This is a genomic window from Sphingopyxis sp. GW247-27LB (assembly GCF_002277025.1).
Classification (GTDB): Bacteria; Pseudomonadota; Alphaproteobacteria; order Sphingomonadales; family Sphingomonadaceae; genus Sphingopyxis.
The window spans coordinates 646,873-667,945 of record NZ_NIWD01000009.1 but is presented as its reverse complement, the minus strand read 5'-3'; the positions used below and the strand labels follow the sequence as shown (position 1 = coordinate 667,945).

The following is a 21,073-nucleotide window of genomic DNA, read 5'->3' as shown; positions in this document are numbered from 1 at the left end:
TCGGCCGGATCAAACTCCAGCCCAGAGCCTCTCGGGTCAGCCCCGGTCGAACAGCGCGAGGTCGATCGCATCGCCCATCGCGCGGTAGCCCGCCTCGCTGGGGTGGATATGATCGCCCGAATCATAATCGGAACGCAGATGCAGCGGATTGTGGGGATCACGGACCGCCGCATCGAAATCGATGATGGCGTCGGCGACGCCTGCGGTGCGAATCCATTGGTTCACCGCCTGGCGCTGCGCCTCGCGCTCGGGGGAATGGCTGGTCGATCCGCCGAAGGGCGTCAGCGTCCCCATCACGACCTTGATCCCCGCGACATGCGCGCGGGCGATGATCTGCTCGTATCCGGCGATCAGGTCGGCAACGTCGAGCGGGGGGTTCCGGCCAAACATCGTGCTCGAGCCGCCGTGGCCGATATCGTTGATGCCTTCGAGCAGGATGACGTGCGACACGCCCCGGACCCGCGCGACATCGCGATCGAACCGCGCGAGCGCGGCATCGCCCCAGCTCGTCGACAGCACCCGGTTGCCGCCGATGCCGGCGTTGACGACGGTCACCGGATCGCTCCCCCTGGCCGCGACCAGGCGGCGCAGCAGCTGTTCGGGCCACCCGTGCAGCTGTCCGGCATACGGCCGATTGCCGTCGGTGATCGAATCACCCAATGCGACGATGACGCGCGGGGGATGGGCGCTCAGCACCAGCGCGCCGCTGACCGGCGGCCGTCCGATGATAGCGTCGCCGCCATCGAGTCGCGGCGACAACGACTGATCCCCCGCCGCGAACGCCATCCGCTGGTTGCCGAACGCCTTGAGCTTGAGGGGCTGGGGCAGGTGCAGGCTGACGACGATATCATCGAGCGCGGCGGCGTCGAGGTCGACCGGATCGCTGAGCGCCGGCGCGCCCGGGGCGATGGTGATGCGCCGCTGGCCCCCGAAGGCGAGCGGGCGAAGCGTTCCGGCGCGGGCGTCGAAGCCGTCGGCGGCGAGGCCGACGCTGGCGCCGTCGACCAGCAGCGGCTGCGTGCCGTCCTCGTTCGAAATCCGGATGCGCAGCGCATGGCCCGACGCCCCCAGCGTCAGCCGCATGCGCAAGGTTCCGACCACGGGCGGGCGATCGCGCAGCCGCTCGCGCGCCTCGTCGGGGAGCTTCATATCCTTCGGGATCACGAAATCGAAGTCGGCCGGGCTCGATTGATAGGCCTCGACCCATTGCGGGCGATGGTCCTGCGCGGCGGTGGCCGGGCCAAGCAGGGCCGCGGCCAGCAGGCCGAGGCGCGCCAGCCGCGTCGTCACGGCGCGTCGGCGAGCGGGGCCGAACGCCCCTGCCGCACCGCCTCGAAGAAATCCTCACCGCCCATCTGGCCTCCCTTGAGCACCAGTTCGAGCCCGTCGATCGCGGGATCCTCGGCATGCGCGCGCACCAGCGGCGCGCCGCGCTCGATCGCCGCCGCCCAGGTCAGCGCATCGATGCCCAATTGCGCGACCCCGTGGCTCGACGTGTCGCCGCCCGCGAACAGCAGCCGTTTGAGGCCCGCGCGGCGGACGACGTCGAGCGCGATTCGCCCGAGCGCCTCGCCCAGCTTCTCGCCGGCCGCCGGCGCGGCGGGGTCGAGCGGACCTTCGGCCGAGTGGATCACGGCGCGGCGGCCGTGCGCCAGGCCGGCGAGGGCGGCGTCCGCCAGCCGCGCGACTTCGGCCGACGACCCTTCGAGCAGCGCGCCTACATCGGCCGCTATGGCCGCGAAGCCGGAGGCCGGCGCGCGCGCGATCTGCCGGGCGGTGACGGGCGAACAGCTTCCGCTGACGACCAGCAGGCGGTCGGCCTCGGCGGCGCGCGCCTCGGCCGGCGCCTGCGCGATCCGCCCCGCGGCGCGCCAGGCCAGCACGAGCGCGCGCGTGACGCCCGAGCTGCCCACGGCAAACCGTACCCCGCGCCCGGTCAGCACGCCGCCGGTCGCGGCAAGGTCGTCCATCGATAGTCCGTCGAACAGCACCGCGTCGGCCTCGGCGGCGTCGAACGCCTCGCCCGCGCGGCCCGCGCGGATCGCTTCGAGCGAGACCAGCGCGATGCGCGCGTCGGTCTGCGCCCCCAGATGCCGGATCAGATCGGGTTCGTGCATCGGCGTGACCGGGTGGCGCGACATCGTCGGGTGGCGGTCGATGCGATAGACCTCCTCGCCCGCCGCCGCGAACAAATTGCCGAAGGCGACGTAGCGCCGCAGGTGCGGCGCGCCGACCAGGATCGCGGCGCGCGCCTCGAAACGGCGCAGACCGATATCGAGCGCCCGCCCGATCGAGCCGATGTCAGGACTCGAATCGAAGGTCGAGCAGGTCTTGTAATGGACGATCGCGGCCTCGCCGAGCGCACCAAAGGCGGCGGGCAGATGGGCGTCCATCCACGCCGGCGAGCGGCTGCGACTGTCGCCCGCGATGCCGATCGCGCGCACATCGGCGAAGCGCGCGCGCAGCGCGGCGTCGGGCGCCCGCAGGAAGAGGACCGACGGCACCCCGCCCTCGGCAAGCTGTTCGAGCACGTCGGTCGAGCCGGTGAAATCGTCCCCGTAAAATGCGTAGAGCAGGCTCACCCGCCGAACGCCCCCAGCGCGGCCGCCAGCTCGGGCGCGTCCTTCGCGGCCTCGTCGACCGGCACGCCCGCGACCGCGGCGTCCCACGCCTGGCGCAGCGCGCGGACGCCCGCCGCGGGGCCGCCCGGATGCGCCATGATCCCGCCGCCCGCCGCGAACATGCAGTCGACCGAGCCAAGCGCCGCATAGGTCGGCGCCGCCTGCCGCGCCGACTGCCCCGAAGAAAAGACCGGCATGATCTCGCAGCCCGGATGCGGCGGGTCGAACATCGGGGTCAGGCATTCGCGCGCCGAGGCGATCACGCTCTCGTTGCTCTCGCAGAATTTATTGTCGATGCCGTTGACATGGGTGTGGTCGATGCCGGCGAGCCGCCACAGCTTCTGGAAGGCGATATAGCTCATCCCGATCGCGGGCGAGCGGCCGAGCAGGCCCCAGCCGTTGCGATGGCCGTGGATCGGCAGCTGCGAATGCGCGCGCAGCATTTTCATCGCCGGCAGGCCGATCGAGTTCATGCTCGCCATGACGCAGGTGCCGCCCTCGGCCAGCACGAGATCATGGCGTGCGAGCATCTCGTCGATCTCGCCGGTCAGATTAGCGGCGTACATAACCTTCTTGCCGGTCTTGTCGGCATGATCGTTGATCACCCGCATCACCGCGCGCACCCGCGCGTCGAAGGGACAATGCGGCCCGTCGGCCTGCAGTTCGTCGTCCTTGATGAAATCGATCCCCGCCGCGACCAGCCCGCGAACCTGCTCGGCCGTCGCCTCGGGCGACAGGCCGACGCTCGGCTTGATGATGGTGCCGATGATCGGGCGACCGTGGACGCCGGCGAGCCGGCGCGTGCCCTCCACCCCGAATTGCGGCCCTTGATAGCGGGTCAGGAACTCGGGCGGCAGCGTGACGTCGAGCAGGCGCAGGCCCGAGAAGGCCTTGAGCTCGCTGAGATTGCCGTTGATCGTCGCGAGCAGGTTGGGAAGCGAGAGCCCCATGTTCGAGACCGGCCACGACAGCCGCACGCGTGCGGTGCGGCGGGTCGCATCGCCCGACTTCGGCAGCCCCGATCCCGGCAGCGAGGGCGCGCCCGCTTCGCCCAGCTCGACGATCTCCTCGACGCGCGCCGCATGCGCCTCGCGCAGTTCGTCGGTCTCGCCGGGCACGCGGACGAAGGTGCCGGTCGATTGCTCGCCGGCCATCGTCTCCGCCGCCTGCGCGAGCGGGAAGGCGGTCTCGATCCAGTAGGTGGCGGTGATGCGCGGTTCGGTCATGGGGTTTTACGGTTCCTCGTGCGTCAGGACATGATCAGCCCGCCATCGACGTTGATGGTCTGGCCGGTGATATAGCTCGCATCCCTGCTCGCCAGGAAAGCGACCAGCGCGGCGACGTCGCTGCCCTGGCCGGCGCGCTTCATCGGGATGCCCGCGACCCATTCCGCCATCAGCCCGCCGGGGGCGTAGTCGCCCATCAGCCTGCCCCATTCGCGGTCGTTGTAATCCCACATGTCGGTGTGAATGATGCCGGGGCAGATCGCGTTGACCGTGATGCCTTCCACCGCGACTTCCTTTGCGAGGCTCTGGGTCAGGCCGACCACGCCGAACTTCGAGGCGGCATAATGCGGCGTGTAGATGAAGCCGTCGCGCGCCTGCCCCGACGCCGTGTTGATCAGGCGCCCCGCCTTGCCGCGCGCGCGCATCCGCCCGATCGCTTCCTGGCAGCAGAGGAACACGCCCTTGGTGTTGACCGCGAGGTTCAGGTCCCACTCGGCTTCGGTCAGATCCTCGACCCGGGCGATGGTGATGACGCCGGCATTCTGCACCGCGACGTCGACGCCGCCGAAGGCCTCGGCCTCGTCGAACAGCGCCCGCACCTCGGCCGGGCGGGTCACGTCGCAGCGGCGCGTCACGACGCCGACACCATAGCCCGCCAGCGCCGCCCGCGCGGCCGACTGATCCTCCTCGATCGCGCCGATCACCAGATTCGCGCCTTCGGCCGCGAACCGCTCGGCTATGGCGAGGCCGATCCCCTTGTTGCCGCCCGAGATGACGACGCATTCGCCCTCGAAGCGGCGCATCGGTCAGGCGGTCTTGAAATAGGTCGTCGTGCGTTCGGTATCGACCGCATAATAGGGCACGAACACCAGATTGCGCTGACCGACCTTCGCCCGATAGCTTTCGGCATGGCCCGGCATCGGCTCGAGCGCGCCCGGCAGCGCGATCGCCTCCTCGTCGATCCCTTCCCAGGGATTGATGCCGACATACATCACCGCACCGCGCATCACCGCCTGAAGATTGGGATTTTCGGGATCGATCGGCAGGGTGCGGAGCGGCTGCGGGATGGTCAGCTCGACCGTGTCGCCGGCCTTCCAGGTGCGGCTCACGACGGCAAGCTGGCCGGGAGTAGCCTCCTGCGCGCGGCCGTTGACCGACAGGCTCGCGCCGCGGGTCCAGGCCGGGATGCGCAGCTTCATCGCGAAGCGGCCGTTGCCGGCCTTGCGCACCGTCAGCTTCACCGTGTCGCCGACCGGATAATCGGTCTCCTGCACCACCTCGACGGCGCCGCCCGCACGATCCCAGGTGACTTCGGACGGGGTGTAGAGGTTGACCAGCAGATTGTCGTCGTCGTGGAAATAGGCGTTGAGGACATAGTCCGCGACGCCCTGCACCAGCGTGCCCGAGCAGCACGGCCACTTCTGGTGGTAATAACGCTTCTCGCCCGCCGCGCCATAATCCGAATAATAGGGATAGCCGCCGTCGCTGTCGGGCAGGCGCGTGGCGAGCATCGTGTTGTAGAGCGTGCGTTCGAGGCCGTCGCCATATTGCGCCTCGCCGGTGAAGCGGACCAGATAGCGCGCGAGCTTGAGGTCGGCGAAGGCGCCGCACGGCGTCTCGAAATGCGCCTTCGAGCTGCCGAGGCTCTTGGCGAGATTCCCCTGGCCGAGCACGACGAACTGTTCTTCGGGGCCCCAGCCGCCGCTGGCGAAGCGCTGCGGCTCCATGAACTTCCACGCGTTGATCAGCGCCTTGCGATATTTCTCGTCGCCGAGGTGGAGGAAGGCCTGCGCCCCCGACGAATTGCCGATCGTGTGGCTGTAGGCGTGCTTGGTGGGAAGCACATCCTGGCCAGCGGCGAGCGGGTCGAACCATTCCTTGTTCAGAAGATAGTGGACCGCCATGTCGTGATATTTCTGGTCGCCGGTGATTTCGGCGACGTGGAACAGATTCTCCGAAATGACATAGGTCTCGTCATAGGGCGGATCGACCTTGCCGATCCGGTCGCGCGAGACGGGCGAGATATAGGGGCGGCATTTTTCGATGATGATCGGCAGCAGCGTCTTCGCCTGTTCGACGCCGCTCAGCCGGTAGGCGTCGACGAGGCCGACGACATATTTGTCCATCACATAGGCAGCCCACTGCGCCTGCGCCTTGGGGCCGGCATAGGGGTTGGTGGCCGTGACCATCGCCTTGCCCCACTCGCTGACCAGCAGCGCCACCTTTTCGTGCGCGGCCTTGTCGTTGGTCGCGGCGCCGAGGCGGGCGAGGCCAGAGATATATTGGCCCATGGTGAGGCCGGCGACGAAACCGTCGCGGTCGTACCAGCCGCCCATGTCGGGGCCCGGCGCGGGAAGGCCCGCATTCTGGCGGAAGACCTTGAGGACACGGTCGTTGTCGAGCGCGAGGAAATGCGCGTGGATATGGTCGAACTGGCGCTTGATGCGGCCGCCGGTCAGCTTGACCGCGCCATAGGGAAATTCGTGCACGGCTTCCTTGCCGCGCAGCGCGGCCGGCTGCGCCGCGGCCAGGGCCATCGGGCTCGCCGCCAGCGAACCTACGGCCGCCGTGGCGCAGGCCGCGCAGTGGACGAACTCTCGGCGGGAAACCCCGGCCAGCTCCATGCCCTTCATATCGATCCTCTCATGCGATGTCGGCGCGCCGATTCGCGCGCGCTACCCTGATCGGATTATGTTTATAATAATACAAATCGCGCGCGCAAGCGCGGCGTGCATTCAGGCCGGCGATCGAACGCCGATCAGCGCGCCGGGCGGCGCTTGCGCGACGTCTTGGCGCGCTCGATGCGCTCGACGCCGTGGCCGATGATGGCGCGCATCGCCTGCGCGGCCCCTTCGCCGTCGCCCGCCTCGATCGCGTCGACGATCCGGCTATGGCCCTTGACGCTGTCGGCATGTTCGTCGACCTCGTGCACCGGCGAGCTCATGCGGAACGAGGCGAGCAGCGCGGTTTCGATCACCGCCGCCAGCGACCGCATCAGGACGTTGCCCGATGCCTGCCCGACCGCCTTGTGGAATTCGAGGTCGGCTTCGGCGAACTCGCTCGCGCTGGTCGATGCCGCCGCCATGCTCGCGACGCTGCGGCGCATCGACGCGATATCCTTCGCGGTCGCATTTTCCGCCGCGGCGCGCGCCGCGGCCGGCTCGATCGCGACGCGGATCGCGGCAAGATCGCGGATGAAGGCGATGTCGAACCCCTGCGCGACCTTCCACGCCAGCACGTCGGCATCGAAGAAATTCCAGAAGGCACTGTCGAGCACGGTCGTGCCCACGCGCGTCTTGGACACGATCAGCCCCTTGGCGGTCAGCGTCTTGAACACCTCGCGCAGCACGGTGCGCGACACGCCGAAGCGGTGGAGCATCTCGGCTTCGGACGGCAGCTTCGCACCCGGCGGATAGACGCCCGCCAGGATCTCTCCGCCCAGCGCGCGCGCCACCTGATCGTGGCTCGAAAGCGCCGTATCGGTGAACCGTCCGAAATTCGATTGGCCGTGCATATTGTTATTTCCTCAAAAGAGTCCGGATTCGGGCCATTGGGCGCAGCAGCAATTCATAATATTATCACGCGCGACAGCGCAAGCGGACTGGCGCGCGTTTCGATCACTCGCCTCCGCCATCCTTTCCGACCGCCGCCTCGGTGACAGGATCGGCGGCATTGCGCCAGTGCCAGTGCGGATAGAGCTCGGCAGGGGCGGTGAGCGCGTCGAGCCGCGCCAGCGTCGTGGGATCGAGCGAACAATCGAGCGCGCCGAGATTTTCGTCCAGTTGCGTCGCGCTCGACGCCCCCAGGATCACGCTGGTCACCGCGGGCTTCCCGAGCAGCCAGGCGAGCGCCACCTGCGCGACGCTGGCGCCCGTGTCGCCGGCGATCACGCGCAGTTCGTCGAGCACCGCGAATCCCACGTCGCGATCGAAGGGCAAGGGATCGATCGACGCGAGCCGGTCGCCGGGCGCCGCCGCGGCATCGCGCCGGTACTTGCCCGACAGGAACCCGCCGGCGAGCGGCCCCCAGACGGTCAGGCCGGTCCCGTAGCGCTGCGTCAGCGGCACCAGATCGCGTTCGATGTCGCGGCCGAGCAGCGAATAATAGACCTGCCCGTGCGTGAAGGGCGCCCATCCGTTCGCGCGCTGCAGTTCGAGCGCCGCGGCGACTTTCCACGCCGACCAGTTGGAAAAGCCGAGATAGCGGGCCTTGCCGGCGCGCACCACGGCGTCGAGCGCCTCGAGCGTCTCCTCGAGCGGCGTGTAGGGATCCTCGTTGTGCGCGATATAGACGTCGACCCAATCGGTGCCGAGCCGCCGCAGGCTTTGCTCGATCGCCCAGCTCACATGGCGCTTGCTAAGGCCCGCCTGAACTACCGGGCTTCCGGTTCGGCCCATGACCTTGGTCGCGATGACCGCGCCATCGCGATGCGGCGCCAGCGCCTGCCCGAGTACCTCCTCCGATTGCCCCGAGGCATAGATGTCGGCGGTGTCGAAGAAGTTGATGCCCGCATCGAGCGCCCGGCCGACGATCGCCTCGGCGTCGGCTCCCTGCAGCTTGGCGATGCCCGACATCGTGTCGCCCCGCGTCAGCGTCAGCGCGCCGAACGCGAGGCGCGACACGATCAGGCCGGTGTTGCCGAGCAGCCTGTATTCCATCCCGGTCCCTTTGCTGTGAGGGCAGAGGGGCGCCCCCTGCTCATTTGACCGTCACCTCGTCCGCGAACAGGATCCGCACCGGTCCGAGCAGCCCCGAATCGAGCAGCGGCTCGTCCTTGCCGTAGAAGGTCCAGGTCGAGAAGGTGACGCGCCCGCCCGCGGGCTTGGCTTCGCCCGCCTTGTACCACTCCGGCAGCGCGGTGATCTTGCGCGCCATGACCGGGGTTTTCTTGCCGTCCGCCGAAAAGCGTTCGCCGACCGGCCATTCGGCGTCAACGAACGGGCCCTCCTCGGGCAGCGCCGCGTCGGCGATCATCCGGTTGGTCCACAAATTGGTGACGGCGAGCGACACGCGGTTCGCGCCCGGCTTGACCACATCGGTGATGTCGACGCGATAGGGCTCCTTCCACACGACGCCGAGATCGGTCCCGTTGACCTTGACCCCCGACAACACCTCGACCCGCCCGAGATCGAGGAACACGCGCCGCCCCTTCCGAAGCGCGGCCGCGGGCACGTCGATGGTCCGCTCGTAGGTCGCGGTGCCCGAGAAATGGCGCACGCCGTCGTCGGCGTGACGGCTGAGCGACGCTAGGCGCGGCAGCGTGATCGCCTCGGGCGCGCCGCGCCCGGGCTGGAAGCGCACCGCCCACGCGCCCTCGACCGTGATCGGCGCCGGAACCTTCGCGGTAAAGCTGCCGCCGCCCTCGACCGTGTAGCGGCCGCTTTCCCAGGCTAGCGCCTGCAGCCGCCCGTCGCCGCCCCGTTCGAGCACGACGGGTGTGGCGGCGATCGGGGCCGCCGGGGGACCGCCGGCGGCCTCGGACGCGATCTCCGCCGCCGAAAGCGCGCGCGGCACCGTCGCGAGCGGCGTCGCATTGCCTTCGAAGAAGTAGGTGACACCATTGGGCGACGGCGCATCGCTGCCGCCCGCGAACACGCGGCGCCCGCTCTTGCGGCCGGTCCGCACGAGCTTGCCGTTCAGATACAGGCTCGGCGTGCCGCGATCATAGACCAGCGCGACATGCGTCCAACCCGCGACCGGCGCATGGCTGACGAGGACCGCCGGCACGCTGTCGGGGGATTCGCGCTCGATCACGAAAGCGCCGTTGCGCCCGAGCGCGAGGCCCGCGACGGCCGTGCCGTCGCCGTGCATGTCACGGCCCGACCGCGCATTGATCAGGTAATTCTTGCCGGTCTCGTTGATCCGCCCGTCGACCGTTTCGTCGGGCATGACGCGCAGGTCGATGTCGGGCTTGGCCCAGAGCGAGAGGGTGAAGCTGTCGGCGGGGGCCTCCGCCCGCGCCGCGGGCCCGGGATCGACCGCGGCGATGCGCTGGCCATCGCGCGCGATCCAGCCGATTCCCTTGGCCCCCGCCGCATCGCCGAGCATGACGAAGGTCGAGCCGGCGGGCGTCAGGTCGAAAGTCACCGTGGTCGCGTCGCGGCCGGTCTCGAACAGGGCGGGCCGGGTGATCGTCCCGGTCTCGGCATCCCAGAGCGCCGGCGCCGCTTCGCCGACGCGGAAGGTGCAGGTCACCGTCTCCGCGCGGCGCTGGCGGTTGGCGACGAAATACATGTCGCGGCCGGTCAGCGCGCGGTGCATCCATACGAGCTGCCCATCAGGCGTCCGCGTACGGCATTGCGCGTCGGGTGCGACCTTGAGCGCGGCCAGCGCGTCGGCGATGCTACCCTGCGCGAAGACCGTGCCCGCGCCCACCTTGCGCGGCGCGGCATCCGGTGAAGCCGAACCCCACAGCCCGTCGATCGCGCCGCGGAACGCCGCGTCGCCGTCGGCCTTGCCCGCCAGCGTCATCGAATGTTCGGGCTTGGGTCCCAGTATCGCCGCCCCCTGTTCGACCAGCGAACGGAGGCGCGCGGCGAGCTTCGGCGTCATGCTCGAAAGCGTCGCGGGCAGCACAAGCAAGCGGTAGCTCGCGCCGTTGGGCAGGACGATCCGGCCGTCCTTCACGCTCGCGCGCGTCAGCAGCACCTCGGCATTGACCAAGTCGTAATTATAGCCGCCGGGCGGCATCTGCGGGTCGAAATATTGGCCGATCTTCGGATTGGTGTCGGGCGACACGTCGGGGCGGACATATTCGGCCTGATTGGGCGTCTCCTCCCCGACGAAGAACAGCACGTCGGCGACATAATGGCCCTGGCGTAGCATATATTGGCTGCGCGCGAGATAATCGATCCAGGGCCGCGCCTGCCCGAACCAGGTGTTCGACCGGTCGAGATTCACCCCCCACGGCCCCATCGTCATGCCCGGCGCGGCATTGGGATTAGGCTGGTGCGCGTAGCGGTGGAAAAGAATCTTGTTCACGCCCTGAACGAACATCTGGTCGCCCAGCGTCTTCAGAGCGTAGGGATAATCCTGCCAGCGGCTCGTTTCGGCCTCGCCGGTGAAGGATTCGGCCGCGACGACGGGGCGGCCGTAAGTATGCGCCGCCGATGCCACCATCTTGACCGTGCGGTTGTCCGTCCACGGCGTGCGCGTCCAGAATTCGGTCGAGGGCACGTCGACCAGCCCCGAGACCTGAAGCGAATCGAAAGGGCCCGGTCCATAGGCCTCGACATGGAAGTTAAGGCCCGCGGCGCGCGCATGCTCCTGCATCCGCCCGTAATAATTGTCGGCCGTCAGGTCGGCGAGCGTTCGCCGGAAATCGAACAGGAAGCGGTTCGAGGCGTCGAGGTCGCCGACGATCCGGCCGGTCAGCGCGGGCAGATAGGGGGTGATCGCATAGCCCGCACGCTTGCTGAACTCGGCCGGCAGGTCCGGCGTCCAGTTCTGCAGCCCCGCCTCATAGCTGTCGATCATCAGCGAATCGAAGGTCTTGCCCGCCAGCGGCCCGGCCGCCTTCAGCATGCGCTGGACGCTGTTTTCGAACTGGAAATCGACCGAGCTGGCGCTGAGCTTGTCGACCTCGAGCCCGCGTCCGGCATCCGACGCGGCGACGTTCAGATGCCCCGTCGTGGTGTGGCCGAAGCGCAGGATCGTCCAGCGACCCGGCGGCGGCGCCCAGACGAGGGTGCCGTCGGCGCCGAGGTTCGCGGTGATGTCGATCACCTTCGCGGGATCGATGGCGTCGCCGGCACGCAGGTCGGTCGGATGCGTCTCGACCGCCGTCGGCGGGCGATAGAGATGCTCGGCCTTTGCACCCCAGTCGTCGATGCGCGGCGTCGCGTGGAACAGGGCCTCGGCCAGCTTGACGCCGGCCTTGGGCGTGACACGGAAATAGCGCGCCTCGACCGCCGGGAAGTTGAGCGTCCCCGGCGCCTCGATCCCGCGCTCATGCTGGACGGGCGCCGACACCTGGCCGATCCGCGTCCAGTTTTTGCCGTCCTGCGAGGCTTCGATCGTCGCGGTGAAGGGCCCCGAATCCGCATCGCCATAGAGCGTGACCGACTGCGCCGCGAACGGCCGCTTCATCGTCACCACCAGCGGTGCGGCGGGCGTGATTTCGGCCGCGCTGTGGAGGTCGCGATCGGTCAGCGTCGCCGGTGCTATGTCGAGGGCGGCGCGCATCGATTGCACCGCATCGCGGTAGACGCTGTCGTCGCCCGCGCTCGCCGGATAGGCGAGCACCGCGGCATCGCGGTAATAGCCGCGCTTCGCATAGGGCCGCGGAAGCTTGAGCCGGAGCGGCTTGCCGCCGGCGACCGTGGTTTCGGTCCAGCTGATCTGCTGCATCGAGCGGTCGGGGGTGATCCACGGCCCGCCCGACGACGACCAGCCCGGCGCATTGTGCATGCCGACCTTGAGCCCCAGCCGGTCGGCCTTGTCCATCATGTGCGTCATCAGTTCGAGCCAGTGGGGGCTGAGATAGTCGACCGGCCCCTTGGGCACGTCGTTGCTGCCGTCGAACGCCATGACGCTGCCCAGCCCGATCTCGTGCATCGACGCGAGGTCGGCGTCGAGTCCCGCCGCGGTCACATTGCCGTTCATCCAGTGATAGAAGGTGCCGGGGCGCGCTTCGGCGGGGGGATCGCGGAACGCCTCGGGCGTCGGCCCGTCGGACGCCGTCTGCGCGGCCGCGCTCCAGATCGGGAGGAGGATCAAGGCGCTTCCGGCCAGCCAATATCCGAAACGCGCCATAGTTCGTCCTCTCCTCTTTCCCGGTTCGCCTGTCGATAACAGCTCGTCGTCAAATGTCATATAAAACTATTATTTTGCGGCGCCACCGTGTTATGCGCCTCCCCAACTTTCAACGAAGCGGAAAATCGGAGGGGTCATGGCTGGTTGGGGAAAATGGGCGTTGATGGCGGTCGCATTGGCGGGAACCGCGGCGCACGCGCAGCCCGCCGCCGATACGGCGCCCACGGCCTTCCCCCAGCGCGCCACCGCCTATCCCGACCGGCCCGCGATCGCGGTCGGCGTTGCCTGGTATCCCGAGCAATGGCCCGAGGAGCGCTGGGACACCGACCTCAAGATGATGCGCGACACCGGTTTCAACACGGTGCGAATCGGCGAATTCGCGTGGAGCCGGATGGAACCCGTCGAAGGTAAGTTCGACTTCGCCTGGATGGACCGCGCCATCGCTGCGGCCCAGCGCCACGGCTTCATGGTGGTGATCGGCACGCCGACCGCGGCGCCGCCGGCGTGGCTGACCCAGACCTATCCCGACACGCTCCGCATCGACGAAAAGGGCGTGCGCGCCGGCCACGGCGGCCGCCGTCACTTCTCCTTCGCCAGCCAGCGCTACCGCGATTTTTCGCGCCGCATCGCGACCGAAATGGCAAAGCGCTACGGCCGGCACCCCGCGGTGGTCGGCTGGCAGATCGACAATGAGGTCGGGCCGCCGTCGTGGGACCCCGAGGCGATCGCGGCGTGGCACGCCTTCCTGAAGCAGCGCTACGGCACCATCGACAATCTCAACAAGCGTTGGACGACGCAATATTGGAGCCAGTTCTACAACAGCTTCGACCAGGTGCCGCTGCATCAGACCGGCCAGCAGAACCCGGGATTGCTGCTCGATTTCCGGCATTTCACCACCCGGATGTGGACCGACTTCATCCAGAATCAGGCGAAGGCGATCCGGCCGCTGATCGACAAGCGCTCCTTCATCACGACCAATACGATGTTCTGGAACGCGGGCTTCGACCATTTCGTCATGCACCGCGATCTCGATATCGCCTCGTGGGACAATTATATCCCCGACGGCCGCCCCGACTGGGTCGCCAACGGCGCCAATCACGACCTGGTGCGCGGCTACAAGCAGCGCAATTTCTGGCTGATGGAAACCCAGCCCGGCCGCGTCGACTGGGTGCCGGTGAACCGCGCGCTCGACCCCGGCCAGGTGCGCGAAATGGCGTGGCAGGCTGTGGCGCACGGCGCCGACGCCATTCTCTATTGGCAATGGCGCCCTGCCGCGAACGGGCAAGAGACCTATCACGGCGCGATCCTGGGCCAGGACGGCAAACCCAATCCGATCCAGCCCGAAATCGCGCGCGTTTCGGCCGACCTCACGCGCGCCGCGCCGCTGCTCGCGGACACGGCGCCGGCGGCCGACGTCGCGATGCTCTATTCCTATGACAGCCGCTGGGCGATCGATCTCCAGCGCCATCACCGGGATTTCGATCCGATCAAGGCCTTCACCGACTTTTACCGGCCGATCCGGGTGCAGTCGCAGGGCGTGCACGTGATCTCGCCCGACGCCGACCTCGCGCGCTACCGTCTCGTGGTCGCGCCGAACATGATGGTGATGACCGAAACGGAGGCCGCCGCGCTCGAAGCCTATGTCCGCGGCGGCGGGCATCTCGTCCTCGGCCCGCGGTCGGGGATGCGCGACGATGCCAACGCGCTCTATCCCCGCACGCAGCCGGGACCGCTCGCCGACCTGCTCGGCGCTGAGGTCGCGCAATATTATGCGCTCGACGAAGGCGTCTCGCTGACCGGCGCCATCGCCGGCAAGGCATCGATCTGGGCCGAGGAGCTGACGCCGACCGCGCCCGACGTGCGCACGATCGCCACCTATCGCGACCCGGGCGGCTGGCTCGACGGCAAGGCCGCCATCGTCACGCGCAAGGTCGGGAGCGGCAGCATCACCTACGTCGGCGCCTGGCTCGACCCCGCGACGATGAACACGCTCGCCGCCGACCTGCTCGCGGAGGCGAAAGTGACGCCGGTGATCGCCGGCGCGCATCCCGACTTCGAGATCGCCGAGCGCGAAGGGAAGGGAAAGCGCATCCTGATCGCGATCAATCACGGCAAGGACGCGCGCGCCCTGACGCTTCCCGCCGGCGCGAAACCGGCCGGCGGCGACTGGGCGGGCGGCCGGGTCGCAGCGCATGGCGTCGCCTGGTTCACCCTGCCCGGAAGCCCGCGATGAGAAGGATGCTCGCCCTTGCGGCGCTGCTCGCCGCGGCGGGAAGCGTTCACGCCGCCGAGCCCGACCGCTGGGTGCCCGCCTGGTCGGGGCCACCGATCGGTTACGAGCCGGCGATCCGCGACGGCCTCGGCCGCCCGTTCAAGGACGAGACAGTGCGGCAGGAGCTGCACGTGGGGACCGCCGGACGGACCCTGCGCGTCCGGCTCAGCAACGAGCTGTCGGAGGCGCCGCTGCGCATCGGCGCCGCGTCGATCCTCCGGCTCGACGCCGATGGCAAGCCCGTCGCAGGCAGCCTGCGCGCGCTGACCTTCGGCGGCGCCCGCGATGCCCGGATTCCCGCGCACGCGCCGATGCTGTCCGATGCCATCGACTATCCGGTCGAGGCAGGCGAACGGCTCGCCCTGTCGGTCTATTTCCCCGACGAGGTCGCGCCGCCCGCGCATGCGCAGATGGTCGATATCGTGGCGGGCGACGCCACCGCGCTGGTCGACCTTCCCGATCCGCGCCGCGCGCGCGCCTCCGGCGTCGCCAGCGCGCTCGAGGTCGGCGGCGCGGCGGCGACCACCCGCGTGCTCGTGACCTTCGGCGATTCGATCACCGAAGGCGCGGGCGCGTCGCGCGCGATGAGCTGGCCCGCCCAGCTCGGCCGCCTGCTCGCCGCGAACCCCAAGGGGCGCTGCTGGGCGATCGCCAACGAAGGGATCAGCGGCAACCGGCTGCTCAGCCAGGGTCGCGGCCCGGCGGCGCTGGCGCGCTTCGACCGCGACGTGCTCGGCGTGCCCAACGCGACGCACGTCGTGATCCTCGAAGGCATCAACGATATCGGCAACGTCAGGGACCCCGCCAAGGAGTGGCAGGCCCCCGCCGACCGGCTGATCGCCGCCTATGAGCAATTGCTCACCCGCGCGAAGGGCCGCGGGCTCAAGGTGATCTTCGGCACGCTGCTCCCCTATGAAGGCGCCGCCTATGCGAGCGCGGAGGGCGAGCAGCGCCGCCAGGCGGTCAACGCCTGGATCCGCGCGAACCGCGCGCGCTTCGACGGCCTGATCGACTTCGACGCGGCGATGGGGGAACCCGGCAAGCCGTCGGTGATGCGCCTCTCCGAACAGATCGGCGACCACCTTCATCCCAATGACGCGGGCTATGCGACGATGGCGAAGACGGCGCTGCCGGTGATCCTGGGCCAGGGCTGCCGCTAGGTCGTGAACCGGTAGCGGCCGGACCCGACCGTCAGCACCGCCGCGCCCGCCCGCTCGACAGCGCGCGCCACGCCTTGGGCCCGGGCGGCCGGTGCACGTCCCTCGCGCAGGTCCGATAGCGCGGCGGGCAGCACGATCGTCGCCTCGTTGCCCGCGGGGATATCGACCTCGAACCGCATCCGGCGTCCTTCGCGCGTCCACATGCTGCGGATCGGGCCGAGCACCGACCGATATTCGACCGACGCCGAATCCAGTCCCGGCACGCATTGCGGCGCGATCCGGATCGGCGGCGCATCCATCCGCCAGAAATCGACCGTCACCCCGCCGAGCCCGCCATAGAGCCAGCCCAGCGCATGGCCGAGCATGAAATGATTCTGCGACCCGCCGTGCGACGGATCCCAATTCTCTGTGAGGGCGGTCGCGCCCGCGGCGATCTGCGCGCCATAGCTCGGCGCATCGGTGCGCGAGAGCATCGCGTGCAGCACGTCGGGCCGGCCATGCTCGGCGAGCGCGCGCACCACATAATGAAAGCCGATGTCGCCCGCGCTGACATGGTCGCCCCGCGCCCGGATATCGGCGACCAGCGCGTCCAGAACCCGCCCCGCCTCGCCCGCCGGGGTCATGCCGAGCGCCAGCGGCATCGCGTTGGCGGTCTGGCTGCCGCTATCGTAGAACCCCTTGTCGGCGCGGTAGAAGGCCGCGTTGAACGCCGCCTTCACGCTCGCCGCTCGCCGCGCGAAGTCCGCGATTTCCGCTTGCGGCCGCCCCAGGCGCCGCGCGATGTCGCCGAGGCAGGCGAGCATCTGGAAATAGGTCGCGGTCGCGGTCACGCCCATGCTGGTCAGCTGGACCCGCTTGCCGTTTTCGCGCGGGCCGAGGTCGAGCCAGTCGCCGAGGCCATAGTCGACGAGGCCCTTCGCGGTGCGCTTGCCCTCGATATGATCGGCATAGCGCCGCATCGCGGGATAGCCGACTTCGAGGATGCGCGGGTCGCCATAGAATTTATAGGCCTTCCACGCGGCGATCACGACCGCACCGCCCCATTCGGGCGAATCGCGGAACATCTCGTCGGGTCCGGTGAACTGGACATATTCGGGCGCGATCTCGGGAATCTGCCCGTTCGGCAATTGCGCGTCGACGATGTCGGCGATCGTCTTTTCGTACATCGTCGCGCCGTCCTCGAGATAGAGCACGGTTTCGGCGTTCAGATGGTCCTGTTCGAGCCAGCCGAGCTTCTCGCGGTGCGGGCAGTCGGTGAACACGCTCGCCGAATTGCTGAGCACCGCCTGGCGGATCAGGTCGTGGGTCTGGACGAGCAGCGCCTGGCCCGCGCCGAAACGACCGACCTCAGGCATGTCGGTGTGCACGAACTCGCTCGCGAGCGAGACGATCGCGACGTCGCCCGGCCCGGCGCGATCGGCCGGCACCGCGCCTTCGACCTGAAGATAGCGCGACCCGCAATAGGTGAAGCGCGGGCGCCATGCCTCGCCCCCTTCGCGTCCCGCGAGCGTGTAGCTGTAATGCACCGGCAGTCCCGGCCGCGCGCCGATGCTGCGCGGCGCGATCAGGCCGTCCGCCCCCAGCACCTCCGACGGGCTGAGCCGGACGGTCGCGCCCGCCGGCCCGCGCACCGCGAGCGCCGGGCGGCTCGAACAATTCATGCCGAAATCATAGACGAAGACGCCCGGCCGCGGCTCGGTCACGGCAACCGTCGGATAGGTCGCCGCGACCGCCATCGGCGGAATCGCCTGCGCCTTCAGACGTCCCTCCGGCGCATCGACCAGCAGCACCGGCACCCAGCCGTCGCGCGGCGCCCCGGCGCGGTCCCAGCCCGCGATCTCGCGCCGCGCGTCATGATCCTCGCCGCCATAGATCGACGAAAAGACGATCGGCCCCGGCCGCGTCGTCCATGCATCGTCGCTCGCGACGACCACGCGCTCGCCGCTGGCCAGCACGACGACGAGCTGCGCCAGCAGGCGCGGCTGGCCGAAGGTGCCGACGAATTTCTTGTAGCGGCCCTCCGCGCCTTCGACATTGTACATGCCGTTGCCGAGCATCACCCCGATCGCATTCTCCCCCGCCCGCAGCAGGTCTGTCACGTCGTAGGTCGTGTAGAGGACGGTCTTGCGATAGTCGGTCCAGCCCGGATCGAGCATCGACGCGTGCGCCTCGCGCCCGTTGATGCTCACCGCATGATGGCCGAGCCCGACGATCGACAGAAAGGCATGCGCGACCGGCCCGCCGAGGGCGAAGTCGCGGCGGAACAGCGGCATCGGCTTGGGGCCCGGCACCAGCGCGGGCTTGCGCGATTCGGCGATTCCCACCGGCCAGCCCTTCTCGGCCGCGATCCAGCGCGCCTGCCAGTCGCCGATGACGCCGGTGACGAAGCGCTCGGGCTCTGACCAGTCCGACGCGCGTCCCGCCTCGTCCCAGACCATAAGCGACCAAAAATAGGGCGTCTGCGAGGCGAGCGGGAGATCGCGTACCGGCTGCCCGCGCAGCCGGCCATCCGCGACCCGGCCGCTGTCCCAGATATCACCCCGGCCCGCCGCCGCGGCCTCCGCGCTCTCCGCCACCACGATCCGCCATGCCGACTGGCGCACGCCGCGCACCTCGGCACCGGCCGCGATCGTCCAGGTGAAGCGCGGCCGCAGCCCGTCGACACCGAGCGGCCGGCTGCGCCACTCGACGCGCAGGTCCACCGGTCGCACGCCGCCGCGCCCCGCCGCCAGCGCGCGGCCAGGCACGATAGAGGTCGCCAGCGTCGCCGCGAGCAGACCGCGGCGGGTCAGGCGCGGGGTTCGGATCATCGTTCGACGCGGATCAGGTAGGTGGTGGTCGCGGGCGTGCCGACGGCGATTTCCCAGCCGGGCTCGATCATCTTGCCGCGGATCACCGGACCGATCGGCCGGGCCGATCCGTCGAGCGCCTGCGCCGAGACGCCGATCGCGCCCTCCAGATCCTTGAGCTGGATCCAGCCCGTGATCGGCTCGATCAGCGTCGGCGCCGTGCCCCAATCGGTCAGCATCGCGCGGCGCTCGTCCCATTTCTGCCCGCTGTTCTCGACCTTGCCGGTCGTGGTGAGCAACATCCGGTCGGACAGGTTGAGCGGCTTGCCGTCGAGCGACGACAGGGTGATCGCGGCGAAGCGGTTGCGGATATCGCCCGCCGCCAGATTGCGCGTCTGCACCTTGGGGTTGGCGCTCACAAACCCCACCAGCGCCTGGCTGCGCGGGGCGTTCACGCTGACGATGCCGTCCTCGCCGTCGCTGGTCTTCCAGCTCAGTTCGCCGGTGTCCGAGACGATCGGATTGGCGGGCGGCAGCGGCGCGGGCAGGCTCGGCTTGCAGTCGAGACACGACACGCGCGAGCCGTGCACCAGCGGAATCCTCTTGTCGAAGCCGGGGGTGTAGTATGGCATCTCGGCGCGCGGCATCCGCGACGCCTCGCTGATCTGGTCGGTCGAGTAGGAGCGCGTCATCACCTCCTTCGCCGCCGAGACGTCGCCGCGCAGGAAGATCATCGCCCCCGCGGGCATCTGCGCCATCTTCGCCGGGTCGAGCGTGATGTCGAAATGATCGGCGACCGCCGGCTTCCACTGTCCGCTGATTTTCGTCTCGAAGGTGTAGAAGAAGATGCCGTCCCAGTCCTGCAGCGCCGCGTAGGATGCGAGGATCGGGATCATCTCCGCCCCATATTCGCTGGGCCAGGGATGATTGACCTCGCTGACCGTATAGGGCTTGCCGACCGCGGCGCTGCGCGCGAGCTTCTGGATGATCGACAGGTCGGGCGAATTGACCATCGGCTCGTTGCGTTTGCCGTAGATGGCGGGGTGCTGCCAATAGACATGGGCATCGAGGATGTCGGACTTCATCGCGGTGCGCATCAGCGGCTGGTTGGCGATGAAATAGGTGTGATCGGCGAGCGGGACGACCGGCGCCTTCACCCCGATCTCTTCCTTCAGGAAGCGCTTCATGTCGGCGTGGAAGTCGATCTCGACCTGCGTCAGGAAGGCGAGCTCGGCATCGAGGCGGAGCCGCGGCGCGTCGGGATGGTCGCCGCGGCGCATGAACGGCACCGGCTGCCCCGCCGCCACGCCGGCCAGCGTGCGAAGCTGCGCGATTTCGGCCGGCTTGCGATTCTTGGCCAGCCAATCGTTGTACATACTCACCAGCAGCGCCTGATAGTGCGGCGTCATGTCGAGCTGGAGGTTCTTGCCGCCTTTCACCCGCTCGCCGCGCAGCCAGTTCCGCATCCAGAATTCGAGGATCGAATTCTCGTTGACGACCTCGACGGTCATCACGGCCGGGTCGTCGGCATAGCGCAGCTTGGTATAGGGATTGAGGTGCCCCAGAAGCTGCTGGGCATATTCCTTCTGCAGCGCGACCAGCTCCGGCCCGAAGTAGGTATAGGCCTTGGCATTGCCGATCAGATCGGCGTCGGGCACGCCGTCGCCGGGCTTGAAGACGCGTCCGACGTTCAGGTTGAAATTGACGTAGATGCCGTTCTTCTTGAGCTCGGCGAACCAATAGTCGAGCCGGTCCAGCCGCTCGGCATTGAGCTCGCGGCTGTTGTCGACGTCGCCCCGGATCAGCCCGCGCGGTCCGTGGGTGAAGGGGCCGGCGTTGGGGCCGCGATCGGCGCCTTCGTTGCGGACCTTGTTCTCGGTATCGGGCCGGTCGAGAAAGTGCATCCGCACGCAATTGACGCCCAGCCGCGCCAGCGCGGCGGCATAGGTTTCGGCGTCCTTGTGCGACGGGATTTCCTCACCCCCGACCGTCCAGCCGGTCAGATTGACGCCCCAGCAGCGGAAGCGCTTGCCGTCGGGGCGATAGAGATGGCCGTCGCGCGCCTCGATGAAGCCATATTTGCCCGCCGGCCCGTCGAGCAGGAAGCGGGCATCGGCTTCGGAATCGACGCGCACCTCATGGTCGACCGGAAAGGGCTGCATCGCGATGTCCTGCGCGGCGGCCGGCGTCGCGGCGATCAGCGCGAGCGCGCTGACGAGACCAAGCTTCATGTTCATTCCCCCTGTTCGTG

The 21,073-nt window shown here is 68.9% G+C and carries 12 protein-coding genes; 2 read left to right on the top strand and 10 right to left on the bottom strand.

Annotated elements, in window-relative coordinates:
* Nucleotides 1-36: 36 nt before the first annotated feature.
* The 8 genes from CD928_RS15585 to CD928_RS15550 all read right to left on the bottom strand — a co-directional run bounded on the left by CD928_RS15585 (nucleotide 37) and on the right by CD928_RS15550 (nucleotide 12,601).
* Nucleotides 37-1,290 carry an SGNH/GDSL hydrolase family protein gene (locus CD928_RS15585; RefSeq protein ID WP_095387978.1) on the bottom strand — a complete coding sequence of 418 codons (1,254 nt, stop codon included), beginning with the start codon at nucleotides 1,288-1,290 and terminating at the stop codon, nucleotides 37-39.
* A complete protein-coding gene (locus CD928_RS15580) occupies nucleotides 1,287-2,582 on the bottom strand; it encodes a four-carbon acid sugar kinase family protein (RefSeq protein WP_217983769.1) in 1,296 nt (431 codons plus the stop codon). Before CD928_RS15580 ends, CD928_RS15585 begins: the two co-directional genes overlap by 4 nt.
* Nucleotides 2,579-3,847, bottom strand: coding sequence for a ribulose-bisphosphate carboxylase large subunit family protein (locus CD928_RS15575; protein ID WP_095387976.1), 1,269 nt, complete (start codon nucleotides 3,845-3,847; stop codon nucleotides 2,579-2,581). The genes CD928_RS15580 and CD928_RS15575 overlap by 4 nt, the downstream gene beginning before the upstream one ends.
* A 23-nt stretch (nucleotides 3,848-3,870) precedes the next feature.
* Nucleotides 3,871-4,650 carry an SDR family oxidoreductase gene (locus tag CD928_RS15570; RefSeq protein ID WP_095387975.1) on the bottom strand — a complete coding sequence of 260 codons (780 nt, stop codon included), beginning with the start codon at nucleotides 4,648-4,650 and terminating at the stop codon, nucleotides 3,871-3,873.
* Nucleotides 4,651-4,653: 3 nt separating this feature from the next.
* Entirely contained in the window at nucleotides 4,654-6,384 is a 1,731-nt protein-coding gene (locus tag CD928_RS15565; RefSeq protein ID WP_176473601.1) for a beta-L-arabinofuranosidase domain-containing protein, read from the bottom strand.
* Nucleotides 6,385-6,605: 221 nt separating this feature from the next.
* Complete coding sequence (locus CD928_RS15560; protein WP_095387973.1) at nucleotides 6,606-7,361, bottom strand: FadR/GntR family transcriptional regulator; 756 nt, start codon at nucleotides 7,359-7,361, stop codon at nucleotides 6,606-6,608.
* Nucleotides 7,362-7,464: 103 nt separating this feature from the next.
* Nucleotides 7,465-8,505 carry an aldo/keto reductase gene (locus CD928_RS15555; protein WP_095387972.1) on the bottom strand — a complete coding sequence of 347 codons (1,041 nt, stop codon included), beginning with the start codon at nucleotides 8,503-8,505 and terminating at the stop codon, nucleotides 7,465-7,467.
* A gap of 40 nt (nucleotides 8,506-8,545) precedes the next feature.
* Nucleotides 8,546-12,601, bottom strand: a complete 4,056-nt coding sequence (locus CD928_RS15550; protein WP_095387971.1) for a glycosyl hydrolase — start codon at nucleotides 12,599-12,601, stop codon at nucleotides 8,546-8,548.
* Between the two features lie 136 nt (nucleotides 12,602-12,737).
* On the opposite strand from CD928_RS15550, the gene CD928_RS15545 reads away from it, so the two are divergent.
* Together CD928_RS15545 and CD928_RS15540 are read left to right on the top strand one after the other, a co-directional pair.
* Nucleotides 12,738-14,834, top strand: coding sequence for a beta-galactosidase (locus tag CD928_RS15545; protein WP_095387970.1), 2,097 nt, complete (start codon nucleotides 12,738-12,740; stop codon nucleotides 14,832-14,834).
* Entirely contained in the window at nucleotides 14,831-16,033 is a 1,203-nt protein-coding gene (locus CD928_RS15540; RefSeq protein ID WP_255247195.1) for an SGNH/GDSL hydrolase family protein, read from the top strand. Before CD928_RS15545 ends, CD928_RS15540 begins: the two co-directional genes overlap by 4 nt.
* Here CD928_RS15540 and CD928_RS15535 read toward each other — a convergent pair.
* Nucleotides 16,030-18,843 (bottom strand): family 78 glycoside hydrolase catalytic domain, encoded by a 2,814-nt coding sequence (locus tag CD928_RS15535; RefSeq protein WP_095387968.1) that lies wholly within the window; start codon nucleotides 18,841-18,843, stop codon nucleotides 16,030-16,032. The genes CD928_RS15540 and CD928_RS15535 overlap by 4 nt on opposite strands.
* The gene (locus tag CD928_RS15530) at nucleotides 18,840-21,053 is read right to left on the bottom strand and encodes a hypothetical protein (protein WP_141237168.1); all 2,214 of its coding nucleotides are present in this window, start codon (nucleotides 21,051-21,053) and stop codon (nucleotides 18,840-18,842) included. Before CD928_RS15530 ends, CD928_RS15535 begins: the two co-directional genes overlap by 4 nt.
* Nucleotides 21,054-21,073: the final 20 nt, after the last annotated feature.